The following is a 21,091-nucleotide window of genomic DNA, read 5'->3' as shown; positions in this document are numbered from 1 at the left end:
TTTTACAGTGCAAAGATCGCTGAGTATCTAGAACTTCGTCGCCCCATTCCATTCGAGTGCGATCTGTTCAAGCGGTCACGTTGGACCGTTCACCATTCGAATGAAAACAAACAGGACATTAAGCAAGAATAAGGTATGCAGATCGAATTGATCAAACCCGGTAACAGCAGTGCATTGAATGCTTGGACGAAACTTCCTTGGCGTATTTACAAGAATGACCCCAATTGGATCCCTCACCTGAAGCAGGATATTGAAAAGGTCTTTGATCTGGAGAAGAACAAGCTCTTGAAAGTTGATAAGGAAACGGGTAAGCAAGGGTATATAGAGCGTTGGTTGTTGCGCGATGGGAAAGGTGAACCCATAGGCCGAATAGCCGCTTTCGTGAACCCCAAAAATGCATGGGAGAACGACCAACCTACGGGTGGCATGGGTTTTTTCGAGTGCATCGATGACCAGAAAGCAGCCAATACATTATTCGATACGGCCCGTGATTTTCTGAAAAGCAAGGATATGGAGGCCATGGACGGCCCTGTGAACCTAGGAGACCGCAATATGTTCTGGGGTCTATTGATCGAGAATTTCACGGACTTCCCGATCTACGGGACCAACTACAATCCTGAATACTACAGGAAGCTTCTTGAAGGCTATGGCTTTCAGCTCTACTACAATCAATTGTTCTTCAAACGATCCGCTAGCCTACCAGCCCAGCCGATATTCCGGCGTAAATACGAACAGATACAGCGCGACCCGGATTACCGAGTGGCTGATAGTGTAGGCCGCAGTATTGAGCTGATCGCTTCGGATCTCCGCACGGTACTGAACAGTGCATGGGTGGATCATGAAAACTTCAAACCGATGGAGCAAGCCACGGCCTTCAAGTTGGTAAATAGCATGAAAGCCATAATTGATAAGCGTTTGCTGATCTTCGTGTACTACAAAGAGTTGCCGATCGCAATGTACATAAGCGTGCCAGAAATGAATGAGATATTCCGATATGTCAACGGCGATCTCAATTGGATCGGTAAGCTCAAGTTCCTGTATCACAAATGGCGAGGAACGGTGAAGAATCTTACGGGGATCGTATTCGGCGTAGCGAAGGAATACCAAGGCAAAGGCATTGAAGGTGCGCTAATTACATTCAGCGAGAAACAGATCGTCGACAAGAAACTGTACAAGGACACCGTCCTTACCTGGATCGGTGATTTCAATCCGAAAATGATCAAGGTGTGTAAGAACCTAGGTGCGGAGAACTATCGCACACTTGCCACCTTCCGTTATCTATTCGACAGGAGCAAACCATTCCAGCGGCAAGGGATCATTGAGGAAAAGAAGGATTAAGAGTATCTGGATGAGCTTTGAAAATGCGCCGTACAGGGTCGTAGGATCAATTATTGAATGGATCATTTCTACATATTCTTGGATCATGCTTGGTGATATGGCAGGGATCCTTACTTTTGCGACCCCAATCGAAAATCGGCAACGATTCCAGGGAGGGGAATTGATCCTGTAGCTCAGCTGGTAGAGCACAACACTTTTAATGTTGGGGTCCTGGGTTCGAGCCCCAGCGGGGTCACAGAAAGCTTCTCAGAAATGGGGAGCTTTTTAGTTTTAATATGAACTCCTGTCGAAGGATGAATACCCCGATGGAGCGAGAAGTTCATACCGTAGGAGCCGGAGGCGAAATACGGTAAGCCCCAGCGGGGTCACAGAAAGCTTCTCAGAAATGGGGAGCTTTTTTGTTTTAATATGAACTCCTGTCGAAGGATGAATACCCCGATGGAGCGAGAAGTTCATACCGTAGGTGCCGGAGGCGAAATACGGTAAGCCCCAGCGGGGTCACAGAAAGCTTCTCAGAAATGGGGAGCTTTTTAGTTTTAATATGAACTCCTGTCGAAGGATGAATACCCCGATGGAGCGAGAAGTTCATACCGTAGGAGCCGGAGGCGAAATACGGTAAGCCCCAGCGGGGTCACAGAAAGCTTCTCAGAAATGGGGAGCTTTTTAGTTTTAATATGAACTCCTGTCGAAGGATGAATACCCCGATGGAGCGAGAAGTTCATACCGTAGGAGCCGGAGGCGAAATACGGTAAGCCCCAGCGGGGTCACAGAAAGCTTCTCAGAAATGGGGAGCTTTTTAGTTTTAATGTGAACTCCTGTCGAATGATGAATACCCCGATGGAGCGAGAAGTTCATACCGTAGGAGCCGGAGGCGAAATACGGTAAGCCCCAGCGGGGTCACAGAAAGCTTCTCAGAAATGGGGAGCTTTTTAGTTTCAATATGAACTCCTGTCGAAGGATGAATACCCCGATGGAGCGAGAAGTTCATACTGTAGGAGCCGGAGGTGAAATACGGTAAGCCCCAGCGGAATCTCAGAAAACGAAAAGGCATATTGTTCTTGTTCGATCCGGCTAAATAGGGTCACAAGGTCATTGCCGGAAATTACCCAGATACAGGTATTGCGTGCCGTACTGGTGAGCCATTCCTTTACCATACGCTAATGAACGCACAGCCGAAACGCAACCCTATCCCGCAAGAAGATGCGGATTCTGAGATCCGGTACATTGCCGAGATGGACTGCGCCGCAATGGATCGCAACCTCTTGTACCACTGGTACCATGATCCTGAAGAACGCGCTGAACTAGCTGATAAACTAGCTCGTATCCGCACAGAAATGCGCCAAAGACGAATGACAGGACTTGGTGACTCCGAATAACACCGCAACTCATTATATTTGCCGCCCCTTGCCGCGCAGCAGAGCTGCAAACCTGCCCAGGTGGTGAAATTGGTAGACACGCACGCTTGAGGGGCGTGTGGCCGAAAGGCTGTGCTGGTTCGAGTCCAGTCCTGGGCACAATTGTTTAAAAGCCTTAGCGAGAGCTAGGGCTTTTATATTTAGATTCACACGCGACTGGACTCGAACACCGCAGGCGCGACAGCGTGCGGAAAGGCAGATGGGCACTGAATATGACCCATCCGCTTATGCGTGCTGGGTCTTTTCCGATATGAACCATTTGCCTTCCGACCTTCTTGTTCTGGAAACAGCGGCGATCTTAGCTGGCCCTAGCGTGGGTATGCACTTTGCGGAACTCGGTGCGAGGGTGATCAAGATCGAGAACAAACGTGCCGGGGGCGATGTTACGCGCCAATGGAAGCTAGCAAATGAAGACCCAGCTGCTACTGTTAGCGCCTATTTCAGCAGTGTGAATTGGGGGAAAGAGCACCTGTTCCTGGATCTTAAAAATGCCGAGGACCGGGTGCAATTCGATGCGCTATTGGCCAAAGCCGACGTTCTGATCACGAACCATTTGGCGGCGGACTCTGAAAAGCTAGGCCTTACGGAAAAGCGCATCCGCCGCATCAACCCTACCATACTGCACGGCCACATCAAAGGGTTTGCGGACCAGCCGGATCGTCCCGCGTTCGATGTGGTTTTGCAGGCCGAGGCCGGCTATCTGAGCATGACCGGCACCGATGAACACCACATTGCGAAATTGCCGATCGCGATGATCGATGTGCTGGCCGCTCACCAGCTTAAGGAGGGGTTGCTATTGGCTTTGCTGAAGCGTGAGCGCACAGGACGCGGCTCTTATGTGGAAGTCTCGTTGGAAGAAGCCGCATTGACCGGACTGATCAATCAGGCAAGCAATTACTTGATGGCGGGTGCTATTGCAAAACCAATGGGCTCGTTGCACCCGAATATTGCACCATACGGCGAAGTTTTCGCTTGTGCCGATGATGGTCGGATCGTTCTCGCCGTTGGCAGTGATAAGCAATTCACAATTCTTTGCGAGGTTTTGGATCTGGCAGGAACTGCAACAGCGCCTTTGTTCAGGACGAACACGTTGCGCGTGCAACACCGAGAAGGACTCGGCCACATCTTGGCCCCTGCATTCGCCGACCACGATCGCGATGAACTATTATCCAAGTTGATCTCCGCTGGTGTGCCATGCGGGGCTGTGCGAACAATGGATGAGGTTATGGCAACCCCAGCGGCCAAGGCCATGATCCTGGAGAGCCGGATCGATGGAGCGGAAACACGGCGTATCAGGGGCAATGCATTTCGGATATCCGAACGGTAACAAAAACGATCAGGATCTCTTCCGTTCCTCCGTTAAAGCTTGTTTAAGCAGGGATAGCACGTTCCGTGCTTCTTCATCCGTAATGCCTTTACCGAATATCACTTTCTTGCCAAGGTATTCAAAGCCTAACCGTTCACCACCCATAACCCAAGGACTGTCGTTCAATTGCCACTTGATCGATGTCTCATCGAAGTTCAGCAAGCCGAGCTTCTGAATGTTCTCAACGAAGTAGGTGCTCGCTTTTCCATAGCCAAGAATGCTATCCTTAATGGTCAGTGAGCCGTCCTTGATCCGCCACAATTCAAATCCTTTTGTTCTCCAGAGCACAACACGACCGATCTTGAAAGCGAAGTACGCCCAAAAGGCCAGAAAGGCCAGCAGGTACTGCCGAAGTGGATCATCTTCCGCCAGTTCAGTTCGTGCGTAAATGACATAAGCGCCACATAGGATCCAAGCGATCGCCCACGTGATCAATAGCGCTTCTTTACCCTTGGGCAACCGCGCACTAACGACCACACTCGTTCGATCCGGTGTGCGTTCGATCGTTATTCGTTCACTGATCGACCTCATCCCTTCCGATCAAACGTTCACCGCTGCTACTACACGATCATACAACTCCTCGTAGCGCGGCAAAACGATATTCAGGTCAAAGGTAGCGGCCTGCTCAAGTGCTCCTTTTCGATAGTTCGCCAAGGTATTATCATCTTTCAGGATCTCGAAAGCATTTGCTGCCATTGCTTGTGTATCTCCAACAGCGCTCAGCAATCCACTTTTGCCATTGATATTCACTTCGGGTAGACCACCGGTATTCGTTGTCACCACCGGCACGCCACATGCCATGGCCTCCAGTGCAGCAAGACCAAAGCTCTCGCTCTCACTGGTCAGAACGAACAGGTCGCAACTTGCGAGGATCTCTTCCGGCCGGGTCATTTTCCCGAGGAACTGAATGGTATCACACGTACCATTCTGTCTACACAAATTCTCCAGGCGTTGCCGTTCCGGACCATCTCCGATCATCAATAAACGAACGGGCATCATCTTTTGAAGCGCATAGAACATATGCAGCACGTCATCCACCCGTTTCACAGGGCGGAAATTGGAAATGTGTACAAGGATCCGCTCACCATTTGGCGCATAACGCTTGTGAACCGCTGGGTCCGGAGCATGCTGGTATTGGTCCATACACACGAAATTGGGGATCACTTCAACATCACGCTTCAACGGGAAATGGGAATAGGTATCCTTCTTCAAACTCTCCGAAACAGCGGTTACGGCATTGCTACGCTCCATGCTGAATGTGATCACCGGTTCGAAGCTTGGGTCACGGCCTACCAAGGTGATATCCGTTCCATGCAAGGTGGTAACGAAAGGCAATCGGATCCCTTCGGCCGCTAGGATCTTCTGTGCCATCCATGCCGCCGACGCATGCGGGATCGCATAATGCACATGTACCAGATCAAGCCCTTCGAATTTGGCAACATCCACCAACTTGCTTGTGAGCACCAATTCATAGGGTTGATAATCGAACAACGGATAATCGCTCACACGCACCTCGTGGTAGAAAACGTTCGGGTGATCGCGTAGTCGCACAGGCCTGTCATATGTGATAAAATGAACGGTATGGCCTTTATTGGCAAGCGCCATTCCTAACTCCGTGGCCACAACACCACTACCACCAAAAGTCGGGTAACAAACAATTCCTATCCGCATTTACCGTTCCCACTGACCGCGATACTTATTCCGCATCAGCGTGGTGCAAAGGTCGGGGATCTTGAATGACCAAAAGACCAGAGATCCGGTACGTTTTTCGATAGCGGTAACTTCATCCCCCCGAAAAAACCCATGCTTTTAGTTCCATTTTCACGCAACCATCGATCACTTGTGCTGGCCATTGGATGCACACTCGTGATCTCTAGCTGTGCAACTGCGCACAATTCCACAACCAGTCGAGCAGCGGATGATTACTATTCCCCGCAGGTCCTGAAGATGGAGAATGCGGTGTATAGCCCCACGATCCATACCGTTCAGTTGTTCAAGAAAGGCTTTGAGCTCGCACCTCCTTTGATCCAGTTGAACAGCGATGAATCCCTTATTCTACGGTTCGATGACCTACAGCAATACACAGAGAACCTATCGTACACGGTAGTTCATTGTGATGCGAATTGGAAACAAAGCGATCTGATGTCCGGGCAATACCTCACCGGTGCTATGAACGATTACATCCCTGCCGGCCGCCAGAGCTTCAACACATTGCAACAATTCATAGAGTACGAAGTGGAAGTACCCAATGGCATGATGCAGTTCACGCGATCGGGGAATTATTTATTGAAGGTCTATCGCGATTCTGATGAAGAAGACCTGGTCTTGACACGTCGCTTCATGGTCTTCGAGCAGATCGTGGGTATCGAAGCACGCGTTGCGGCGAGCCGGAATGTCGAACTGCGCGACCAAGCGCAACAAGTAGACCTTACGATACGCACCGCCTCGTTGCCAATACAAGATCCCTTCAGCGATATACACGTAGCCATGATGCAGAATATGCGATGGGACGACCTACGCACCGGATTCAAACCACGCTTTGTCCGTGACAAAGAACTTGTGTATGATTTCCCGGAGCCCGGTCTTTTCATGGGCAACAATGAATACCGGAACTATGATCTGAAGAACTTGCGTTTCATGACACCGCGGATCGCAAGCATTGATCCCGGTCCGGGGCAAGGCGTGTATGAAGTAAAGCTTGTGAGCGAGATCAAACGCAATATCCGCGTGTACTTCGAACAGCCGGACCTGAACGGGAGGTACTTGATCAAAAATGACCTGGTGAATGATGATCCGTTGGGAGCGGATTATACGGGGATCCATTTCAGCATGCCGATGGCAGCTCCAATGATGGAGGATGTTTACGCGTACGGTGCATTCAGTGATTTCCAATGTCAGAAACAATTTCGTATGACATGGAATCCGGAGAATAAAGCCTATGAATTGCGTGCATTATTGAAGCAAGGGTTCTATGATTTCATGTTCGTTACGTTGCCGAAGAATTCGAGCGTTCCGGACCTTACAGCCATCGAAGGAACCCATTTTCAAACCGAGAATGATTACGTGGTCCTCGTGTACTTCACTGATCGTATACAGCGCTGCGATCGGTTGGTCGGTGTGAAATTCGTGAACAGTAGACGCGGGTGAGTGTTTGAAGGAAGAATAAAAAATGTAGAATGTAAAATGAAAAATGAAGAATGGTCAATTGTCGGTGATCAGTCGTTGAGAATGTGATTTCGCTCTTCGACTTGAGGCATTTCGTATTCAATCTTTCCCTCCTCAAAACACCTGAAACACCCGACCTTTGTACCTGTGTAAATGATGAGGTATTCCTTGGTCTTCCTATTGTTTGTTGTGATTGCGTTCCAGCGGAGTACTGCTCAGATCCCAACGAAATGTTTGGAGATCGAGAACGTGCTTGCAGATGCGTGCAATAATGCATGCCCAGGCGCTGAGGAAGGCACCAATGAAATGTTCCGGTTCATCGTGGGTCCTGCGCCTATCCCTTTGAACCAGCTTACCGCGCAATGGGCAACGCCTAACGGCTTCTTAGGTTGGATACAGAACGGGGTCACTGCAGACCTAACGGCTATGTTGAACGGCACTATCACGAATTGTGGATGGTTGATCGAACCACCAGGTGGCATCATTCCGGCTGGAAAACGTGTGTTGGGTATCACAAGCACGGATATCTGCATTACGGGCAACTCCTTTGCGCTGCTTGCCGACACGCTGTATGTGATCTACCAGGTCGCGGGGAACACTTTAGGGCACTTCAAGAACACCAGCAACATTGGCGCTTTATCCAGCTTTCCAACCAGTGGATCAAGTTATCGCACGTTCGTTCTTTCGGTGCCTGCTTGCAGTGACACGGTAGCCTATAACATAGCGCAGATGGTGAATATATACGGCACCTATGGCGGTTCGTATACAGAGAACGATGGCTCAAGTATAGCTGCCTCTTGGCCGGGTGCACCGTCCGTGAGTTACTTCAACAACGGATGTCAAGCCCCGATCACGCCCTTCGGCACGGCCATTACGACACCCCCGACCCAAGTACTTTGCGGGGGAGGTTTGGAATTGGATGCAGTAACGACAGGAAGTTTCAGCACCAGTTACTGGAGTGGTGGTCAAGGCGAATTCGATCCACCGAATGGTATCAGCACCACCTACACAATGGCACCGAATGAATCCGGGAACGTGGCACTTTCATTTTGTATCGTTGGACTTTGTGGCGATACGGTCTGTGGCACCTATCAATTGGAAGTGATCACGCTAGCGCCACCTGTCATAAATGTAGATCCGGCCCCAGTGAGCTGTGGTGCTAGTGCAGCATTGAGTGCAACCGTGCAAGGCACCAATAATTTCTTCTGGAATGGCGGCATGGGCGTTTTCAGTTCACCTACTGCGTTGAGTACGAATTACACGCCGGGCAGTACAGAATCGGGCACCATTGATCTGCAGTTCTGCGCGATCGGCGGCTGCTCAGATACTGTTTGTACACCGTTCCAATTGCAGGTCGATGGCCCTCCGATCATTGAAATTACCGCTAACGGACCGACCACGTTCTGTGAAAGCACTGAATTGATCTTGACGGCAACCGGAGGCAGCACCTATTCTTGGAACACTGGTAGCACTTCATCCACGATCAACGTGAATTCAGAAGACACGTTCGTTGTAACAGCTACTAACGCATGCGGACAAAGCACGGATAGCATTTCAACCCTAGTTACACCGTTACCGACCGCCAATGTTACCGGACCAGCTACCACTTGCCCCAACAGCGGGGTTACCCTTATAGCAAGTGGCGGCGCAACATACGCGTGGAACACCAGTGCTGTAGGCGATACCATAGACGTGGAAGGCCCCGGAACATACACGGTTACGGTAAGCGATCAATGCGGCAGCGATGAAGCAACGATCATTGTGGCGCAGGGAACATCGTTGGCACCTACGTTCTCAGTAGATATTACCGCGGGCTGTTCACCGTTATGCGTTGTGTTCAGCACTGTTCCTGCACCGAATACAACGTACACCTGGGTTTTCGGCGATGGCACAACGGCAGATGGGATCTCACCTACACATTGTTTTCAGGCCGGCGGGCATGACGTAACGCTAACTTCCACGGAAGCCGATAATGCGAATGGGTGTCCGGGCAGTATCATCATGCCAGAATTGATCCATGCGTGGCCTGTGCCGGAAGCACGTTTTTCAGCATCACCTGCGGCTGTAACGATCGAGGACCCACTGGTTCAGTTCATCGATGAGAGTACGAACGCTGATTCATGGATCTGGAATTTCGGAACCGTACTGGATAGTTCAAGTACGTTGCGATCACCCGCTTTTGCGTTCGATTCAGTTGCTTGCTATACCATTACGTTGGATGTAACGAGTACACATGGCTGTACCGATAACGCGGAACTGGAACTCTGTGTGGAAGATGGATATGCGCTCTGGGTGCCGAATGCGTTCACTCCGAATGGCGACGATATCAACGACGTTTTCATGGTCCAAAGCAGTATCCGCACTCCAAAGGTTTTCCAACTGACCATATACAACCGCTGGGGTGAAGCGATCTTCACTGGCGGATCGCTGACCGATGTGTGGGACGGTGCCAATGCCCCGAATGACGTATATGTCTGGAAGATCAAGATCATTGATACGGAAGGCTATCCGCATGAACATACCGGGCATGTGATTTTGGTCCGCTAGTACGTCGAACGGAGCCGAGATGTACTAGCTAGGAAGAGAGAAAAGATCCGGCTCGGCTTTGCTCGATGTACTACTCGATTAAAAAAATCGTTCCACATTCGACATTTCGATCGTGTTGCTGTAAACTTGTACTTCACAGCAATGTCAACCGCAGTAAGCAACGATATCCGCATAACGGCTGAACCCCGCTATGAACGCTCACAGAGCGACCCACGTGCTGCGCGGTACTTGTTCAGTTATCGCATAACGATCACCAATACAGGGCGTGATACAGTGCAGCTCTTGCACAGGCATTGGTTCATCCGTGATAGCCTCTCACCCATGCATGAAGTGGATGGCCCCGGCGTAATTGGTCAAACACCCGTGTTACGACCCGGCCAGGAATTCACGTACAGAAGTGCCTGCGAGCTACGCAGTGCATTCGGCAGTATGAATGGTTGGTACCTGATGGAACGTACCGGCGACGGTTACCAATTCAAGGTGACGATCCCTGAGATGCAGTTGGGGTTTCCTGTTGCGGCGAATTGAGGGGGGTGGACGTTGGTTGTTAGAATTGATCTGTTGGAATTGAGTTGTTGGTTGTTGCTGTCTGCGTACTAGCAATACCCCTCTCCGCGTCGCCTGTGGCTACGCGCTCAATCACACAACACCGTAGCCTGTAGCTGCACACGCTGCTCATTCCACAACAAACTTACCGCCAGTTAACCATTTACTACCCGCAGCAACATGCACATAGTAAACTCCGGAAGCCAAGGGTTGTAACGCCAACGAGTGCGCTCCATTACCCGCAAGGTTCTGTTGATGTACTACGCGGCCATCCAAAGAAACCACGTTTAGTTGCAAAGGTTGGTTGGCAAGAGAAGGCGGCAGGTCTAACTGCAAGTTAAGTGGTTGGCCGGTTGCAACAGGATTGGGGAAAAGTGTTAGTGCATCTTGTAGGTTAGTAGCTTGCTCTGTTATACCAACATTATTGCAGCCGGGCACAATGCAACCTTGGCCATCTACTTTTACTACCCAGGTGTCTTGACTGTAGCCTGGTGGGTAAGGTAGATTAACTGGGTTATACGCCCCGCCAACAGCAATAAAACCATCATCTAAGGTGGGGATTACATCAAAGAACTGCCCTCTACCGTTGTCCATTATACTGTCTTGGTAAAAGTAGCTGAACATCCATAAGCTATCTCCTTGAGCTGTTGAGCGTAAAATTATGCCTTTACGTGACCCCGGACTAGGAAATGAAAAACCTGCGGCAACAAAATCAGAATTTGGACATTCTTTGCCGGCCATGAAACCATTATTTGGGTAAAGCGTACCGTATTCGCGTTCCCATATTATTGAGCCGTCAGAGCTATCGAGTTTGGCGAGATACGGGCGAGTTAATGCATAGTTTTCTGCGTGGCCCAGAACACTTGCAATTCCTATATTCCCATCCGCCAGTACAAACGATTGGCAAGCACCTTCGTCATAAGGCCCACCCCAACTTACTCGCCACTTTACATTGCCCAAACTATCGGTACGTTGTACCCAGAAATCATTGTTCGTGAATCACTGCCGTCCGGAACAATAGAACGGACCGGATAATTTTGCACTGCTAAAATAGGAAAGGGACCCCTGATTGCGTCGCGGATCCCTTTCCATAATTAATGGTACCATGGGCAAAATTAAGGCAAAGGCTGGAACTCCGGTTTACGGACAGCTGTTATCGCTTATCAACCGAAAAGACTTCCATAATGCGGTAGTTGAAACCGGTGCAGACTTCGCTGTAAAGAAGCTCAATACATGGACCTTGATGGGGTCTATGATTTTTGCCGTGTTGCAAAGAACTTCAGGGCTTCGCGAACTCACCAGTGGTTTAGCGGGTTATAGCGAAGGTCTGAAACACTTCGGGTTTAGAAGGAATCTCAAAAATAAGCATTGCCTAAGTTATCTATGAACACTGGGCTTTGATCAACTTTTTAATGTTCCAGTTGATCTTCTTCTTTGGCGCAATGTACTTCGCTAAGAAAAGCGATGGACATCAGCGACAAGCAATGGGAAGTGTTGGAAAAACCGCTTACAAGTATTTTTCATAAGAGCGAAACACGTGGCAGGCCCAGACAAGATCCACGTGCGGTGCTTAACGGGATCTTGTGGATATGCCGGACCGGTGCACCATGGGCGATCTACCTGGCAGATACCCGCCATACCAGACTTGCCATCGGTACCACAAACACTGGTGCAAGAGCGGTTCTTGGGATAAACTGCTGCATGCTCTTGCATCGGATCTACGCGATCGAGGGAAGATCGACATTACCGAATGCTTTATCGATGGCACCTTCGCAAGTGCCAAAAAAGGGGGGGCTTGTGTTGGACCTACTAAGAAAGGGAAAGGCACCAAGATCATGGCAGTCACAGACGCTGTTGGTATTCCTCTCACCGTACGGGCCTTTAGCGCCAGCACCCATGAAGTAAAGCTAGCCGATAGGACGATCCGTTCGTGTGCCATAAAGCCCAAACGTGTGATCGCCGACAGGGCGTACGACAGTGACAAACTAAGACGCACATTGAAGAAACGCGGAATCCAACTGGTATGTCCGCACAGGAGTAACAGAAAACGACAAGTGCATCAAGATGGACGGGAATTACGGCGCTACAAACGCCGCTGGAAGGTCGAAAGGTTGTTCGCGTGGTTGTTTAACTCGCGCCGTACATTCGTTCGGTATGAATACCATGCAGACCTCTTCTTAGGCATGGTGCAGTTGGCTTGCGTAATGATAATTCTCAAAAGTTATTTTTGAGATGGCTTCTACTCACCTGCCCAAACGCAGCACCGTAAGCGATGCGAATAAGAAGCGGCCACCAGAGTTGTTCGCTAGGGTTTTTGCGGACATATACCGCCGATATAGACACTATTTATCGGACAGCAGTTTGCCAAAGAACGAACGTTGGCTACGTAATTTGTTCTTGGTAGACTCAACCACAATTACACTTTTCAAAGAGATCATGAAGGCTTGTGGGCGCACTCCTGCCGACGGAAAACGCAAGGGCGGGGTGAAGGTCCACATGGGTATGCACCTTACTGAAGAAGTGCCATCTCTGATTCGGATTACCAAAGCGGCCACCAACGACAAGCAGTTCATGCCTGAGTTCAAGAACATGGCCAAGGGAACCATATTGGTGTTCGACAAGGCGTACATGAACTACCCTTTGTATAGGCACTGGGGTAAGACCGGGGTGCATTTTGTTACGCGCCTAAACCTGCGAAGCACGGTGCAAATACTTCGCGATCGCACGGTAAGCGCAAGCGCCAAGAAGGCTGGAGTACTCAAAGACCAATGGGTTCTGCTGGGCCACGAAGGCGAACTCAACCCTATACTGTTGCGCTTGATAACCTACTACGACCAGACCTTCAAACGCACCTTGCAATTCATTACCAACATGGGTAAAATGGGACCGGTGAACGTAGCCCAAGCCTATAAACAGCGGTGGCAAATTGAGATACTATTCAAGCGTCTCAAGCAGAACCTGAAGTTTACCGACTTCCTAGGTGACAATGAGAACGCGATCCGGATCCAGATCTGGTGCGCCTTGATCGCGGATCTATTGGTAACGATCAAGCGCAAATTATTCTCCTTCAAGATCCAGCCAGCATATTCAACGATGGTGGGCCTAGTGCGATTGCATTTAATGCGTTATGTGGATCTAAAGGAATTGTTGCTGAGCCCTGATGATCCTACACTTTTCGGATCGCCACCAACTCAACAACTTACGTTTTTTAACTTCGGACCACCCTAACTTTAGTGTCCAGCAGACCAGTTCAACAAAACCAGGTCTTCCAGAACGTCAATCTGCCGAGCTAGGATTGTTCCGGACGGCAGTGGTTCGTGAATGAAAAATTTCGTGTTCCGGCCATTATCAAATCCCGTTCTGAAATATTTGCGCACGATATCAGAGCATCATTCCAGGAACTTCCCCAATCATAAAACCGCCGCCATTGTTCCATGCCATTAGAATTAGTTTTTAACGCAAAACCGCGCACGGGTCCGTTCTGGTCAGTATCTCCTACAATTAAGAAACCTCCGTCATTAGTTTGTTTCACTTGGCGCCCGATGTAGTAAAAGTTTAGATTTGCATCGCCGAACACCTTTGTCCAAAGCGTATCACCCAGTGTATCAAAACGCATTAAATATACCTCATCATTTCCCAAACTATCTTCGCTTGCACCGCCCACCACATAACCACCTCCGGGTATGGTATCGCAACAGTTAGACCAACCCACTGTGGTATTATGCAAATCCCTCCATGCTTTTTTCTCGCCTCGCTTAACGCCCATTTCGTCTATCCATGTTAATAGAACCGAAGCATGAAAGTAGTACGAGCCAGGTGCAATGGTATCGTAATCTTCTGTGCCTCCAATAATAACGTAGCCACTATCGACACGCTCGATATTAAAGGCCTGCTGGTAAAAGCCATTCCCAAACGCATCGTACCGTTTATTGAACCCTTGGCCGAATACCAAGAACCCAATGAACAAGAATGCCGCAGTCAGAAAAAGGCGCATGATTCAATGCTGGAGGATCAAGCTATTGTTGTCCATTTTTCCCACTCACTCGCTATTCGTTCCTTTGCATCAAAAGAATAGTCACGTAAAGGACGGTGTTCCTTCCTTATCATTTGTCTGATCATCTAATTTTCTGATCATCCGATCAACAACCATGAACGTACACCGCAACTTCAAGTCCGTTACAAAAACCTGTTATGGCCGTGGTTCCTTCGATATGCTCGAATCTGTTCTGGAACCAAACCGCTCTGCGGGAAAAGGCTTCATGGTTTTCGTTGTCGATGATTACTTCAAGGACAAGACGGCATTTACCAAGCGTATTCCGGCAAAGCCAGAGGACGAGGTCCACTTCATCAGTTCGTTGAAAGAGCCGAGTACGAAACAAGTGGATGCATTGCGCGATGACATTCTGGAACGACGTGGTTTGCCAGCAGGTATTGTGGGTATTGGTGGTGGCACGTTGATGGATATCGCGAAAGCCACAGCATTGATGTTCACCAATGAAGGAAGCAGTGTTCGGTATCAAGGGTTGAATTTGATCAAGAAGCCAGGTATCTACCATTGTGGTGTGCCCACGATCAGCGGTACAGGTGCAGAGGTGAGTATGACGGCCGTACTCACCGGTCCGGTAAAAAAGCTGGGGTTGAAATGTGATTGGACGGTGTTCGATCAGATCATTCTCGATCCCGATCTTATCGCAACGGTACCATCCGATCAATGGTTCTACACGGGCATGGACACGTACATCCACAGCGTGGAAGCCATCACCGGAACCAAGAAGAACACCTTCAGCGAAGCATACAGTGAAAAGGCCTTGGATCTGTGCAGAGAAGTTTTCCTGAAACTAGATCGCAAAGACCCGAAGAGTGACGAGAACCTGATGGTGGCGAGCTATATGGGCGGCCTCAGTCTTACGTACAGCGAGGTCGGTGTTTGCCACGCGTTAAGCTACGGACTGGGCATGGTGCTGGAGATCCATCATTGCATTGCCAATTGCATCGCCTATGATAAGTTGGATGATGTGTACGGCGACTATGTGCAGGAATTCAAAGGCATGGTGAAACATTTGAACGTGACCATTCCACAGAACCTTGCAAAGGATTGGAGTGAGGAGACGATCTCTGCCATGGCTGAAGTGGCGTACAACCTACCCCACATGTGGGATCATCCTTTTGGTCCGGAGTGGCAGAAGGTGTTGGACAGGGAGCGGATCAAGGGGTGGTATCGGAGGATGTGAGGAGAGAGGATCAGCTGATGTGGATGATCAGCTGATTAGCTGATTTAGCGCCTGCTTGGTCAAAGAGTAGAAAGCTCTCCGGTTCGCGGCCCGGAGTGACGACACTGAAATGATAAATATCTGCGCTGATCCAGTCGATCAACTGCAAATGCTGATCGGCACTAGTGGATCGGACAATTTTCATTATTTTTCATTGTTGAAATGGCAACCTTTCATAGGATTCCACGTCAATCAATTAAGCACCTATTCATCATGAAAGAACAACTACTCAGCTTCGGCCTGTTATTTGGAACTTTATTCTTTGGGAATAGTGCGCAAGCGCAATGTGGCCCATATATGTTCCACCCCTTCCTGCCGGATACTGTTGGGTATGCCTACGTAGACTTAACCGCATGCGGTGGCGATAATGTGCTTTGGGATACGGGTGCTACAACAATAACAACCGACCTTGGTGTGGGTTCCCATACGGTCAGTTTTTATGATGGTGTTACGCTGCTGAACACGCTCACCTTTGACATTATCCAGGAATACTGGCATTTCAATTTGAATATTTATGCAATGGCTGGCCAAGTTCAGATAAGCGGCGAGGTCAGGGTTCCATCTGCGTTAGGACAGATCTTTACCTATGTTGATTGCGACGACTTAACGAATGATTCGCTTAATGTGTTGCGGATCATACAGGATGGCACCACCGTTGTTGATTCGATCACTCCGTATAGCGCTGGGATAGGTTTGTTGGTGCCGCATTTCTATCCTTTCGGCTACACCTATTCAGTGCAAATTTCAAGTCCATGTGGTGTTGCACAGTCGGAAGAAACGATTGCTTATGGTGACAGCCTTACCCTAGAGACCAGCAACGTTGCACCCACCGGAGGCCTTTCCAACGGAAGCATTTCGGTTTTGAATGTATTGAACGACCCAAATTCCACCCTGCCCTATCCTGGTCAACCAATTGGTACATTAAGCTTGTTTGACATGAATGGAGGATCTCCAACACCTATTGGTGACCCCATTGAGCAAACGAACAACGGCACTTGGAATGATCTTCCAGCCGGCCAATACATGATCATTTTCACACCGGAATTACTATGCCAGTCAGCAATTGTGATGATTGACCTTGCTGGACCGATGGGAATTGATGAAGCTGTGGATAAGGATGCTCTGGTTTTGTCTCCAGTTCCTGCGACCAACTACCTGAGTTGGAACTTAAAGGGCTCGTATCAAGTTGCGGTCATCGATGCACAAGGTCGACGAATTGAACACGGCAAGGCTGCTAATGGGATCGATATTTCGACACTAGTGACTGGGGTCTATACCTTGGAATTAGCGCGTAATGCAACGATAATACGCCAGCAATTCGTGAAGGAATAAAGTGCGTTTGAAGGCAGTGGAAGTAGGGTCCGGTAACACCGCCTAAGTTTGCGGAATGCCGTCGCGCTCTTTTTGGCCATTTCTTGTGCTGTTTGTTCTAGGCCTCGTGTTGTTCTTGGTACACTTGAGCACCGGTTCAGTGGCCTTGTCATTTACTGAGATCCAGGATGGCTTGATGGGCAGTGGTGACAGTGCGAAGAACGTTGTTCGATTAGTGCGATTACCACAAGCACTTACCGCGTTGTTAGCCGGTGCAGGGCTAGCGGCGAGCGGTTTGTTGATGCAGACCTTGTTCCGTAATCCACTGGCAGGGCCTAGTGTGCTGGGCATTAGTTCCGGAGCCAGTTTGGGTGTTGCTTTGCTGATGTTGTCACAACCATTGTGGAGCATGGTACCGATCCCGCGTGATGCAGCGTTGGTCATTGCTGCATTGATCGGCAGCATGGGTGTATTGGCCTTGGTACTTTTAGCAGACCGCCGTATCGGAGATGGCGTAACGTTGTTGATCGTGGGGTTGATGGTGGGCTATATCTGTTCGGCGTTGATCAGTGTGTTGCAAGTTGCTAGCCCCGATGCAGCATTGAAGGGATTTGTGTTATGGGGAATGGGTTCTTTTGCAGGAGTAGGACCAGAGCGGATGGGATGGTTGGTGGTACCGGTCTTGTTGGGGATAGCGGCATCAGTGTATCTGGTGAAATCGTTGAACGCTCTGCTGATGGGTGAGGATTACGCAGCAACGATGGGCATTCCCGTGCGCAGCGTGCACCGGCGCATTATGTGGACCGCCGGCATTCTTGCGGGTACGATCACGGCTTTTTGTGGTCCGATCGCTTTCCTTGGTCTTGCCACTCCACACGTTGCACGTGCATTCATGCGGACCAGTGATCACACCCGACTAATGCCAGCGACGCTGCTTTGTGGAGCAGTGCTGGCGTTGCTCTGCGATGTCATTATCAAACTACCCGGCGTGCAACATGCCATTCCGTTGAATGCAGTGACTTCCTTACTCGGAGCGCCCGTTGTGGCGTGGGTATTATTCAGCGGTAAAAGATGGGCGCGTAGCACATGAAGACCATTCTACATACCGCCGACCTTGCAGTTGGTCATGGAAAGAAAACCATACTCAAGGGTATCGACCTATCACTTAACCCCGGAGAATTGGTTGCCATGATCGGTGTGAATGGTAGCGGCAAATCAACGTTGCTGAGAACACTAGCTGGGCTACTGAAGCCCATCTCTGGCGGGATAGCTATCAATGGTATAGACCTGTTCAGTATGACCGCAATGGACAGAGCACGCACTATTAGCGTAGTACTTACCGGTCGTCCGGATATGGGTTTGCTTGACGTGCGCACGTTGATCTCGCTCGGGCGCCAACCGTGGACCGGCCATATGGGACGACTGACCGACGAGGATCAGCTGAGGATCGATGATGCGATGCAACGCACAGGAACCAAGCAGTTCGAGCAGCGCGCATTGCGTTCGTTAAGCGATGGTGAATTGCAGTTGGTACTGATCGCGCGCGCACTCGCTCAAGACACGCCGATCATGCTCTTGGACGAACCTACCGCGTTCTTGGATCTCGTCAATCGCGTGCGATCAATGGCTTTGTTGAAGGAGCTTGCACAGCGTACCAAAAAGTGCATCGTACTGAGCACGCATGATCTGCAGACCGCGCTGCATATTGCCGATCGGATCATTCTCGTTACCGATGGATCGGTGATCACCGACGCACCGAACGTATTGATCACATCAGGACGAATGGAAAAAGCCTTTGCACTATCCGGAATGCGGTTTGATCCGGTGTTGTTGAGCTTTATACCGTGTTGATGCATTCGATAGATAATCTACAGCCGGTGTTCATTCCATGAACTAAATACGGCTCACTTATCCTAGGATGAACTTCGTTCAAAGAAAAAAAAACCCTCTCGCACAATGCAAGAGGGTTTTCAAAACGATCGATGCTCGCTTACTTCTTCAGCGCATCACGTATCTCCATGAGTAGTTTCTGATCGGCCGTTGGTCCGGCAGGAGGCGGAGCAGGCTCACTCTTCTTGGCTTTATTCATTGCTTTTACAAGCATGAACACTACGAATGCGACCACGATGAAATTGATCACTGTGGTAACAAAGGCACCATAGGTCATCGCAACCTCGGCTACTTCGGCTGTCACAATGGCACCGGTTGCATCCGTTACAGACGGAGCTCCTGCCTTGAGCACATATTTCAATTGATTGAAGTCGATACCGCTTGTGATCATACCGATCGCAGGCATAACAATGCCATCAATGAATCCGGACACGACCTTCCCAAAGGCAGCACCCATTACGAAACCTACGGCTATATCGACGAGGTTGCCTTTCATGGCAAACTCCTTGAACTCTTTCATCATACTCATGTGATCCTGGTTTTGGTGGATGTGGTTTGGTTAGTTGGTAAATCTAATGCGAATGGATCACTCAGCAGGGTTTGATGAGAACGTATTCCACGATCCAACATGTACAGCTATAGTTGAATGCAGCCCGACCGGCCGCACTAAAAGAACGGACGGTGATGATGTTGCGCTGGAGACTTCCAACCGGATCATATCGTAGGTCAACGGCATATCCGGCTCACGCGCCGCTATGAATATGGGTTTCTCAAGTTCCACAGTATCATTTTCAGCAACGAAGGCGACCACTTCCACTGGCAAAGCGTGCACGTTTCCTACGGCTAATCGATCAACCGCCCCTATCCGATCCTCGAAATAGGCCAACATAAGATCTTTCGGATAGAGGGTACTGCGGATCACCAACCGGTTGTGTTCGAAAATTGCGCGATCCAGAACGTATTGGGGAAAATAACCGACCACGATCCTTTCCTGAAGATCCAATTCAGCAGCATAGCGTTCGAATAGTGCTTCTGACCAACCTGGCGTGCTGATGGTATCCAAATACGCCACGTATGCTCTATAGAAAACCGGATCATTGAACATGCGATCAATGAGATCCGAACCGTTGGATGGGAACCTGATCACATTTCCGCTTGTCAGTGCATGAATTCTCGCAATTGGTCCAGGCTCCAGATACTGCAATGGAACGGTCATAAGCCGTGCGGTACTATCCGGAACGAATCTCAAATTCCACCAGGCCATGGTACGTTGCTGTCCGAAAAGATCACTGAGTGCGTAAAGCTTTGCCAATGCGTTCACTTGGAACACCTCGGATGTTGATCTGCTTCCTTTCCGGAACGCATCCAATGATCTTACGACCAGTTCCTGAGCCTTAGTGGTTTGCGCATTTTTCGTTGTTCCTGCGATCAATGAGGTCAAAATGGGCGCTACGAGCCAATCCGCTTGGCGTAATGGATCCACCGGGTACTTCAATTCCGCGGTCTCTTGTTGAGCAGCCAGATACAATTCATTGCCATACCAACCCGCAATGAAATTTTCCGCACCCCACCGAACAAGCGCAGTACTATCCAACGCACCTTCCAACGAACTCAATCCGTTCTTGTACCATGGAGTGGTCGCCTCGACGATGGAACGACCCAGAACCGGCAAACGCTGTTCAGCAAGAACATGTGCCATCAGCCAGCCATGGAGTACCTGCCCATTCGTGATCTTCTTGAGGTTGAAGCGTTGCATTCCTTGGATCGTATCGCCCATGACCAGACCTACTTGCAGTTGGCCTAGATCCGCTTTTCCATCGTTGATCCTTGGTCCTTCCTGTAGCGATATCACTGCAGCAAGCGTACTATCACCCCATTCAACCGACCCCACGAAATAGGCGTTCATGGATGTTCCCAGCCATCCACGCACTTTGGCCGAATGTTCGATCTCAAGCATGCTATCCACAGCGGCAGAATCTAGCTGGATCAATAGCGAATGGACGGGAGGCACGCCCCCTCGGAATGCATTCAGGACGGGGTTCGTGATGCGCTTCAATCCAGGGTCCAGAACCTCACGAACGAATCCAGTCCGTTCCGTACGCACACCTAGGAAATAGACCAGACCGATCAGCACAAGTGCCAAGAACGGTGTCGCCCAACTGATCAAGCGGTATAGCTTGGTTCGCCAGCCGGGGGGGATCAGGTCCATGAGATCTTCATCAACTAAAGATTACCTGCTTCGA

At 49.8% G+C, this 21,091-nt stretch carries 19 protein-coding genes, 2 tRNA genes and 1 pseudogene; 15 read left to right on the top strand and 7 right to left on the bottom strand.

Features of this window, described 5'->3' with window-relative positions:
* Positions 1-135 precede the first annotated feature (135 nt).
* The 5 genes from IPF95_10575 to IPF95_10555 all read left to right on the top strand — a co-directional run bounded on the left by IPF95_10575 (position 136) and on the right by IPF95_10555 (position 4,080).
* A complete protein-coding gene (locus IPF95_10575) occupies positions 136-1,338 on the top strand; it encodes a hypothetical protein (GenBank protein MBK6475135.1) in 1,203 nt (400 codons plus the stop codon).
* A 162-nt stretch (positions 1,339-1,500) separates the two neighbouring features.
* Positions 1,501-1,573 (top strand) — tRNA-Lys (locus tag IPF95_10570).
* A gap of 925 nt (positions 1,574-2,498) precedes the next feature.
* Positions 2,499-2,714: a hypothetical protein gene (locus IPF95_10565; protein ID MBK6475134.1), complete on the top strand. Its 216-nt coding sequence runs from the start codon at positions 2,499-2,501 to the stop codon at positions 2,712-2,714.
* Between the two features lie 54 nt (positions 2,715-2,768).
* Positions 2,769-2,852: transfer RNA gene (locus IPF95_10560), tRNA-Leu, on the top strand.
* 151 nt (positions 2,853-3,003) lie between these two features.
* Entirely contained in the window at positions 3,004-4,080 is a 1,077-nt protein-coding gene (locus IPF95_10555; protein ID MBK6475133.1) for a CoA transferase, read from the top strand.
* 9 nt (positions 4,081-4,089) lie between these two features.
* Here the strand turns inward: IPF95_10555 and IPF95_10550 are convergent, their stop codons facing one another.
* Both IPF95_10550 and bshA read right to left on the bottom strand, forming a co-directional pair.
* On the bottom strand, positions 4,090-4,650 hold the full coding sequence (locus IPF95_10550) for a hypothetical protein (protein MBK6475132.1): 561 nt from the start codon (positions 4,648-4,650) through the stop codon (positions 4,090-4,092).
* Between the two features lie 9 nt (positions 4,651-4,659).
* A complete protein-coding gene (gene bshA / locus IPF95_10545; GenBank protein ID MBK6475131.1) occupies positions 4,660-5,790 on the bottom strand; it encodes an N-acetyl-alpha-D-glucosaminyl L-malate synthase BshA in 1,131 nt (376 codons plus the stop codon).
* Positions 5,791-5,922: 132 nt separating this feature from the next.
* Between bshA and IPF95_10540 the strand changes: the two genes are divergently transcribed.
* The 3 genes from IPF95_10540 to apaG all read left to right on the top strand — a co-directional run bounded on the left by IPF95_10540 (position 5,923) and on the right by apaG (position 10,359).
* Positions 5,923-7,266, top strand: coding sequence for a DUF5103 domain-containing protein (locus tag IPF95_10540; GenBank protein MBK6475130.1), 1,344 nt, complete (start codon positions 5,923-5,925; stop codon positions 7,264-7,266).
* 171 nt (positions 7,267-7,437) lie between these two features.
* Positions 7,438-9,831: a gliding motility-associated C-terminal domain-containing protein gene (locus tag IPF95_10535; protein ID MBK6475129.1), complete on the top strand. Its 2,394-nt coding sequence runs from the start codon at positions 7,438-7,440 to the stop codon at positions 9,829-9,831.
* Between the two features lie 141 nt (positions 9,832-9,972).
* A complete protein-coding gene (gene apaG, locus IPF95_10530) occupies positions 9,973-10,359 on the top strand; it encodes a Co2+/Mg2+ efflux protein ApaG (protein ID MBK6475128.1) in 387 nt (128 codons plus the stop codon).
* A gap of 147 nt (positions 10,360-10,506) precedes the next feature.
* On the opposite strand, the gene IPF95_10525 is transcribed toward apaG, so the two are convergent.
* Positions 10,507-11,337, bottom strand: coding sequence for a T9SS type A sorting domain-containing protein (locus IPF95_10525; GenBank protein MBK6475127.1), 831 nt, complete (start codon positions 11,335-11,337; stop codon positions 10,507-10,509).
* A gap of 145 nt (positions 11,338-11,482) precedes the next feature.
* On the opposite strand from IPF95_10525, the gene IPF95_10520 reads away from it, so the two are divergent.
* The 3 genes and pseudogenes from IPF95_10520 to IPF95_10510 all read left to right on the top strand — a co-directional run bounded on the left by IPF95_10520 (position 11,483) and on the right by IPF95_10510 (position 13,605).
* Positions 11,483-11,764 carry a DUF4372 domain-containing protein gene (locus IPF95_10520; protein ID MBK6475126.1) on the top strand — a complete coding sequence of 94 codons (282 nt, stop codon included), beginning with the start codon at positions 11,483-11,485 and terminating at the stop codon, positions 11,762-11,764.
* Between the two features lie 77 nt (positions 11,765-11,841).
* Positions 11,842-12,608 (top strand): annotated as a pseudogene (locus IPF95_10515) (IS5 family transposase).
* A gap of 1 nt (position 12,609) precedes the next feature.
* The gene (locus tag IPF95_10510) at positions 12,610-13,605 is read left to right on the top strand and encodes an IS4 family transposase (GenBank protein MBK6475125.1); all 996 of its coding nucleotides are present in this window, start codon (positions 12,610-12,612) and stop codon (positions 13,603-13,605) included.
* Between the two features lie 61 nt (positions 13,606-13,666).
* On the opposite strand, the gene IPF95_10505 is transcribed toward IPF95_10510, so the two are convergent.
* Positions 13,667-14,371 carry a hypothetical protein gene (locus tag IPF95_10505; GenBank protein ID MBK6475124.1) on the bottom strand — a complete coding sequence of 235 codons (705 nt, stop codon included), beginning with the start codon at positions 14,369-14,371 and terminating at the stop codon, positions 13,667-13,669.
* 154 nt (positions 14,372-14,525) lie between these two features.
* Here IPF95_10505 and IPF95_10500 point away from each other — a divergent pair, with 154 nt between their 5' ends.
* Positions 14,526-15,608, top strand: coding sequence for an iron-containing alcohol dehydrogenase (locus IPF95_10500; protein MBK6475123.1), 1,083 nt, complete (start codon positions 14,526-14,528; stop codon positions 15,606-15,608).
* A gap of 10 nt (positions 15,609-15,618) precedes the next feature.
* Here the strand turns inward: IPF95_10500 and IPF95_10495 are convergent, their stop codons facing one another.
* Positions 15,619-15,792: a hypothetical protein gene (locus IPF95_10495; GenBank protein ID MBK6475122.1), complete on the bottom strand. Its 174-nt coding sequence runs from the start codon at positions 15,790-15,792 to the stop codon at positions 15,619-15,621.
* Positions 15,793-15,860: 68 nt separating this feature from the next.
* Between IPF95_10495 and IPF95_10490 the strand changes: the two genes are divergently transcribed.
* The 3 genes from IPF95_10490 to IPF95_10480 are packed head-to-tail and all read left to right on the top strand — an operon-like array spanning position 15,861 to position 18,809.
* On the top strand, positions 15,861-16,979 hold the full coding sequence (locus IPF95_10490) for a T9SS type A sorting domain-containing protein (GenBank protein ID MBK6475121.1): 1,119 nt from the start codon (positions 15,861-15,863) through the stop codon (positions 16,977-16,979).
* A gap of 55 nt (positions 16,980-17,034) precedes the next feature.
* A complete protein-coding gene (locus tag IPF95_10485; protein MBK6475120.1) occupies positions 17,035-18,048 on the top strand; it encodes an iron ABC transporter permease in 1,014 nt (337 codons plus the stop codon).
* The gene (locus tag IPF95_10480; protein MBK6475119.1) at positions 18,045-18,809 is read left to right on the top strand and encodes an ABC transporter ATP-binding protein; all 765 of its coding nucleotides are present in this window, start codon (positions 18,045-18,047) and stop codon (positions 18,807-18,809) included. The genes IPF95_10485 and IPF95_10480 overlap by 4 nt, the downstream gene beginning before the upstream one ends.
* Before the next feature lie 139 nt (positions 18,810-18,948).
* Here IPF95_10480 and mscL read toward each other — a convergent pair whose 3' ends face one another.
* Together mscL and IPF95_10470 are read right to left on the bottom strand one after the other, a co-directional pair.
* Entirely contained in the window at positions 18,949-19,377 is a 429-nt protein-coding gene (gene mscL, locus IPF95_10475) for a large-conductance mechanosensitive channel protein MscL (protein MBK6475118.1), read from the bottom strand.
* 57 nt (positions 19,378-19,434) lie between these two features.
* Positions 19,435-21,057 carry a hypothetical protein gene (locus IPF95_10470; protein ID MBK6475117.1) on the bottom strand — a complete coding sequence of 541 codons (1,623 nt, stop codon included), beginning with the start codon at positions 21,055-21,057 and terminating at the stop codon, positions 19,435-19,437.
* Positions 21,058-21,091: the final 34 nt, after the last annotated feature.

It is taken from the genome of Flavobacteriales bacterium, from assembly GCA_016704485.1.
Lineage (GTDB): Bacteria > Bacteroidota > Bacteroidia > Flavobacteriales_F > PHOS-HE28 > PHOS-HE28.
This window is presented reverse-complemented; position numbering and strand designations above follow the sequence as displayed.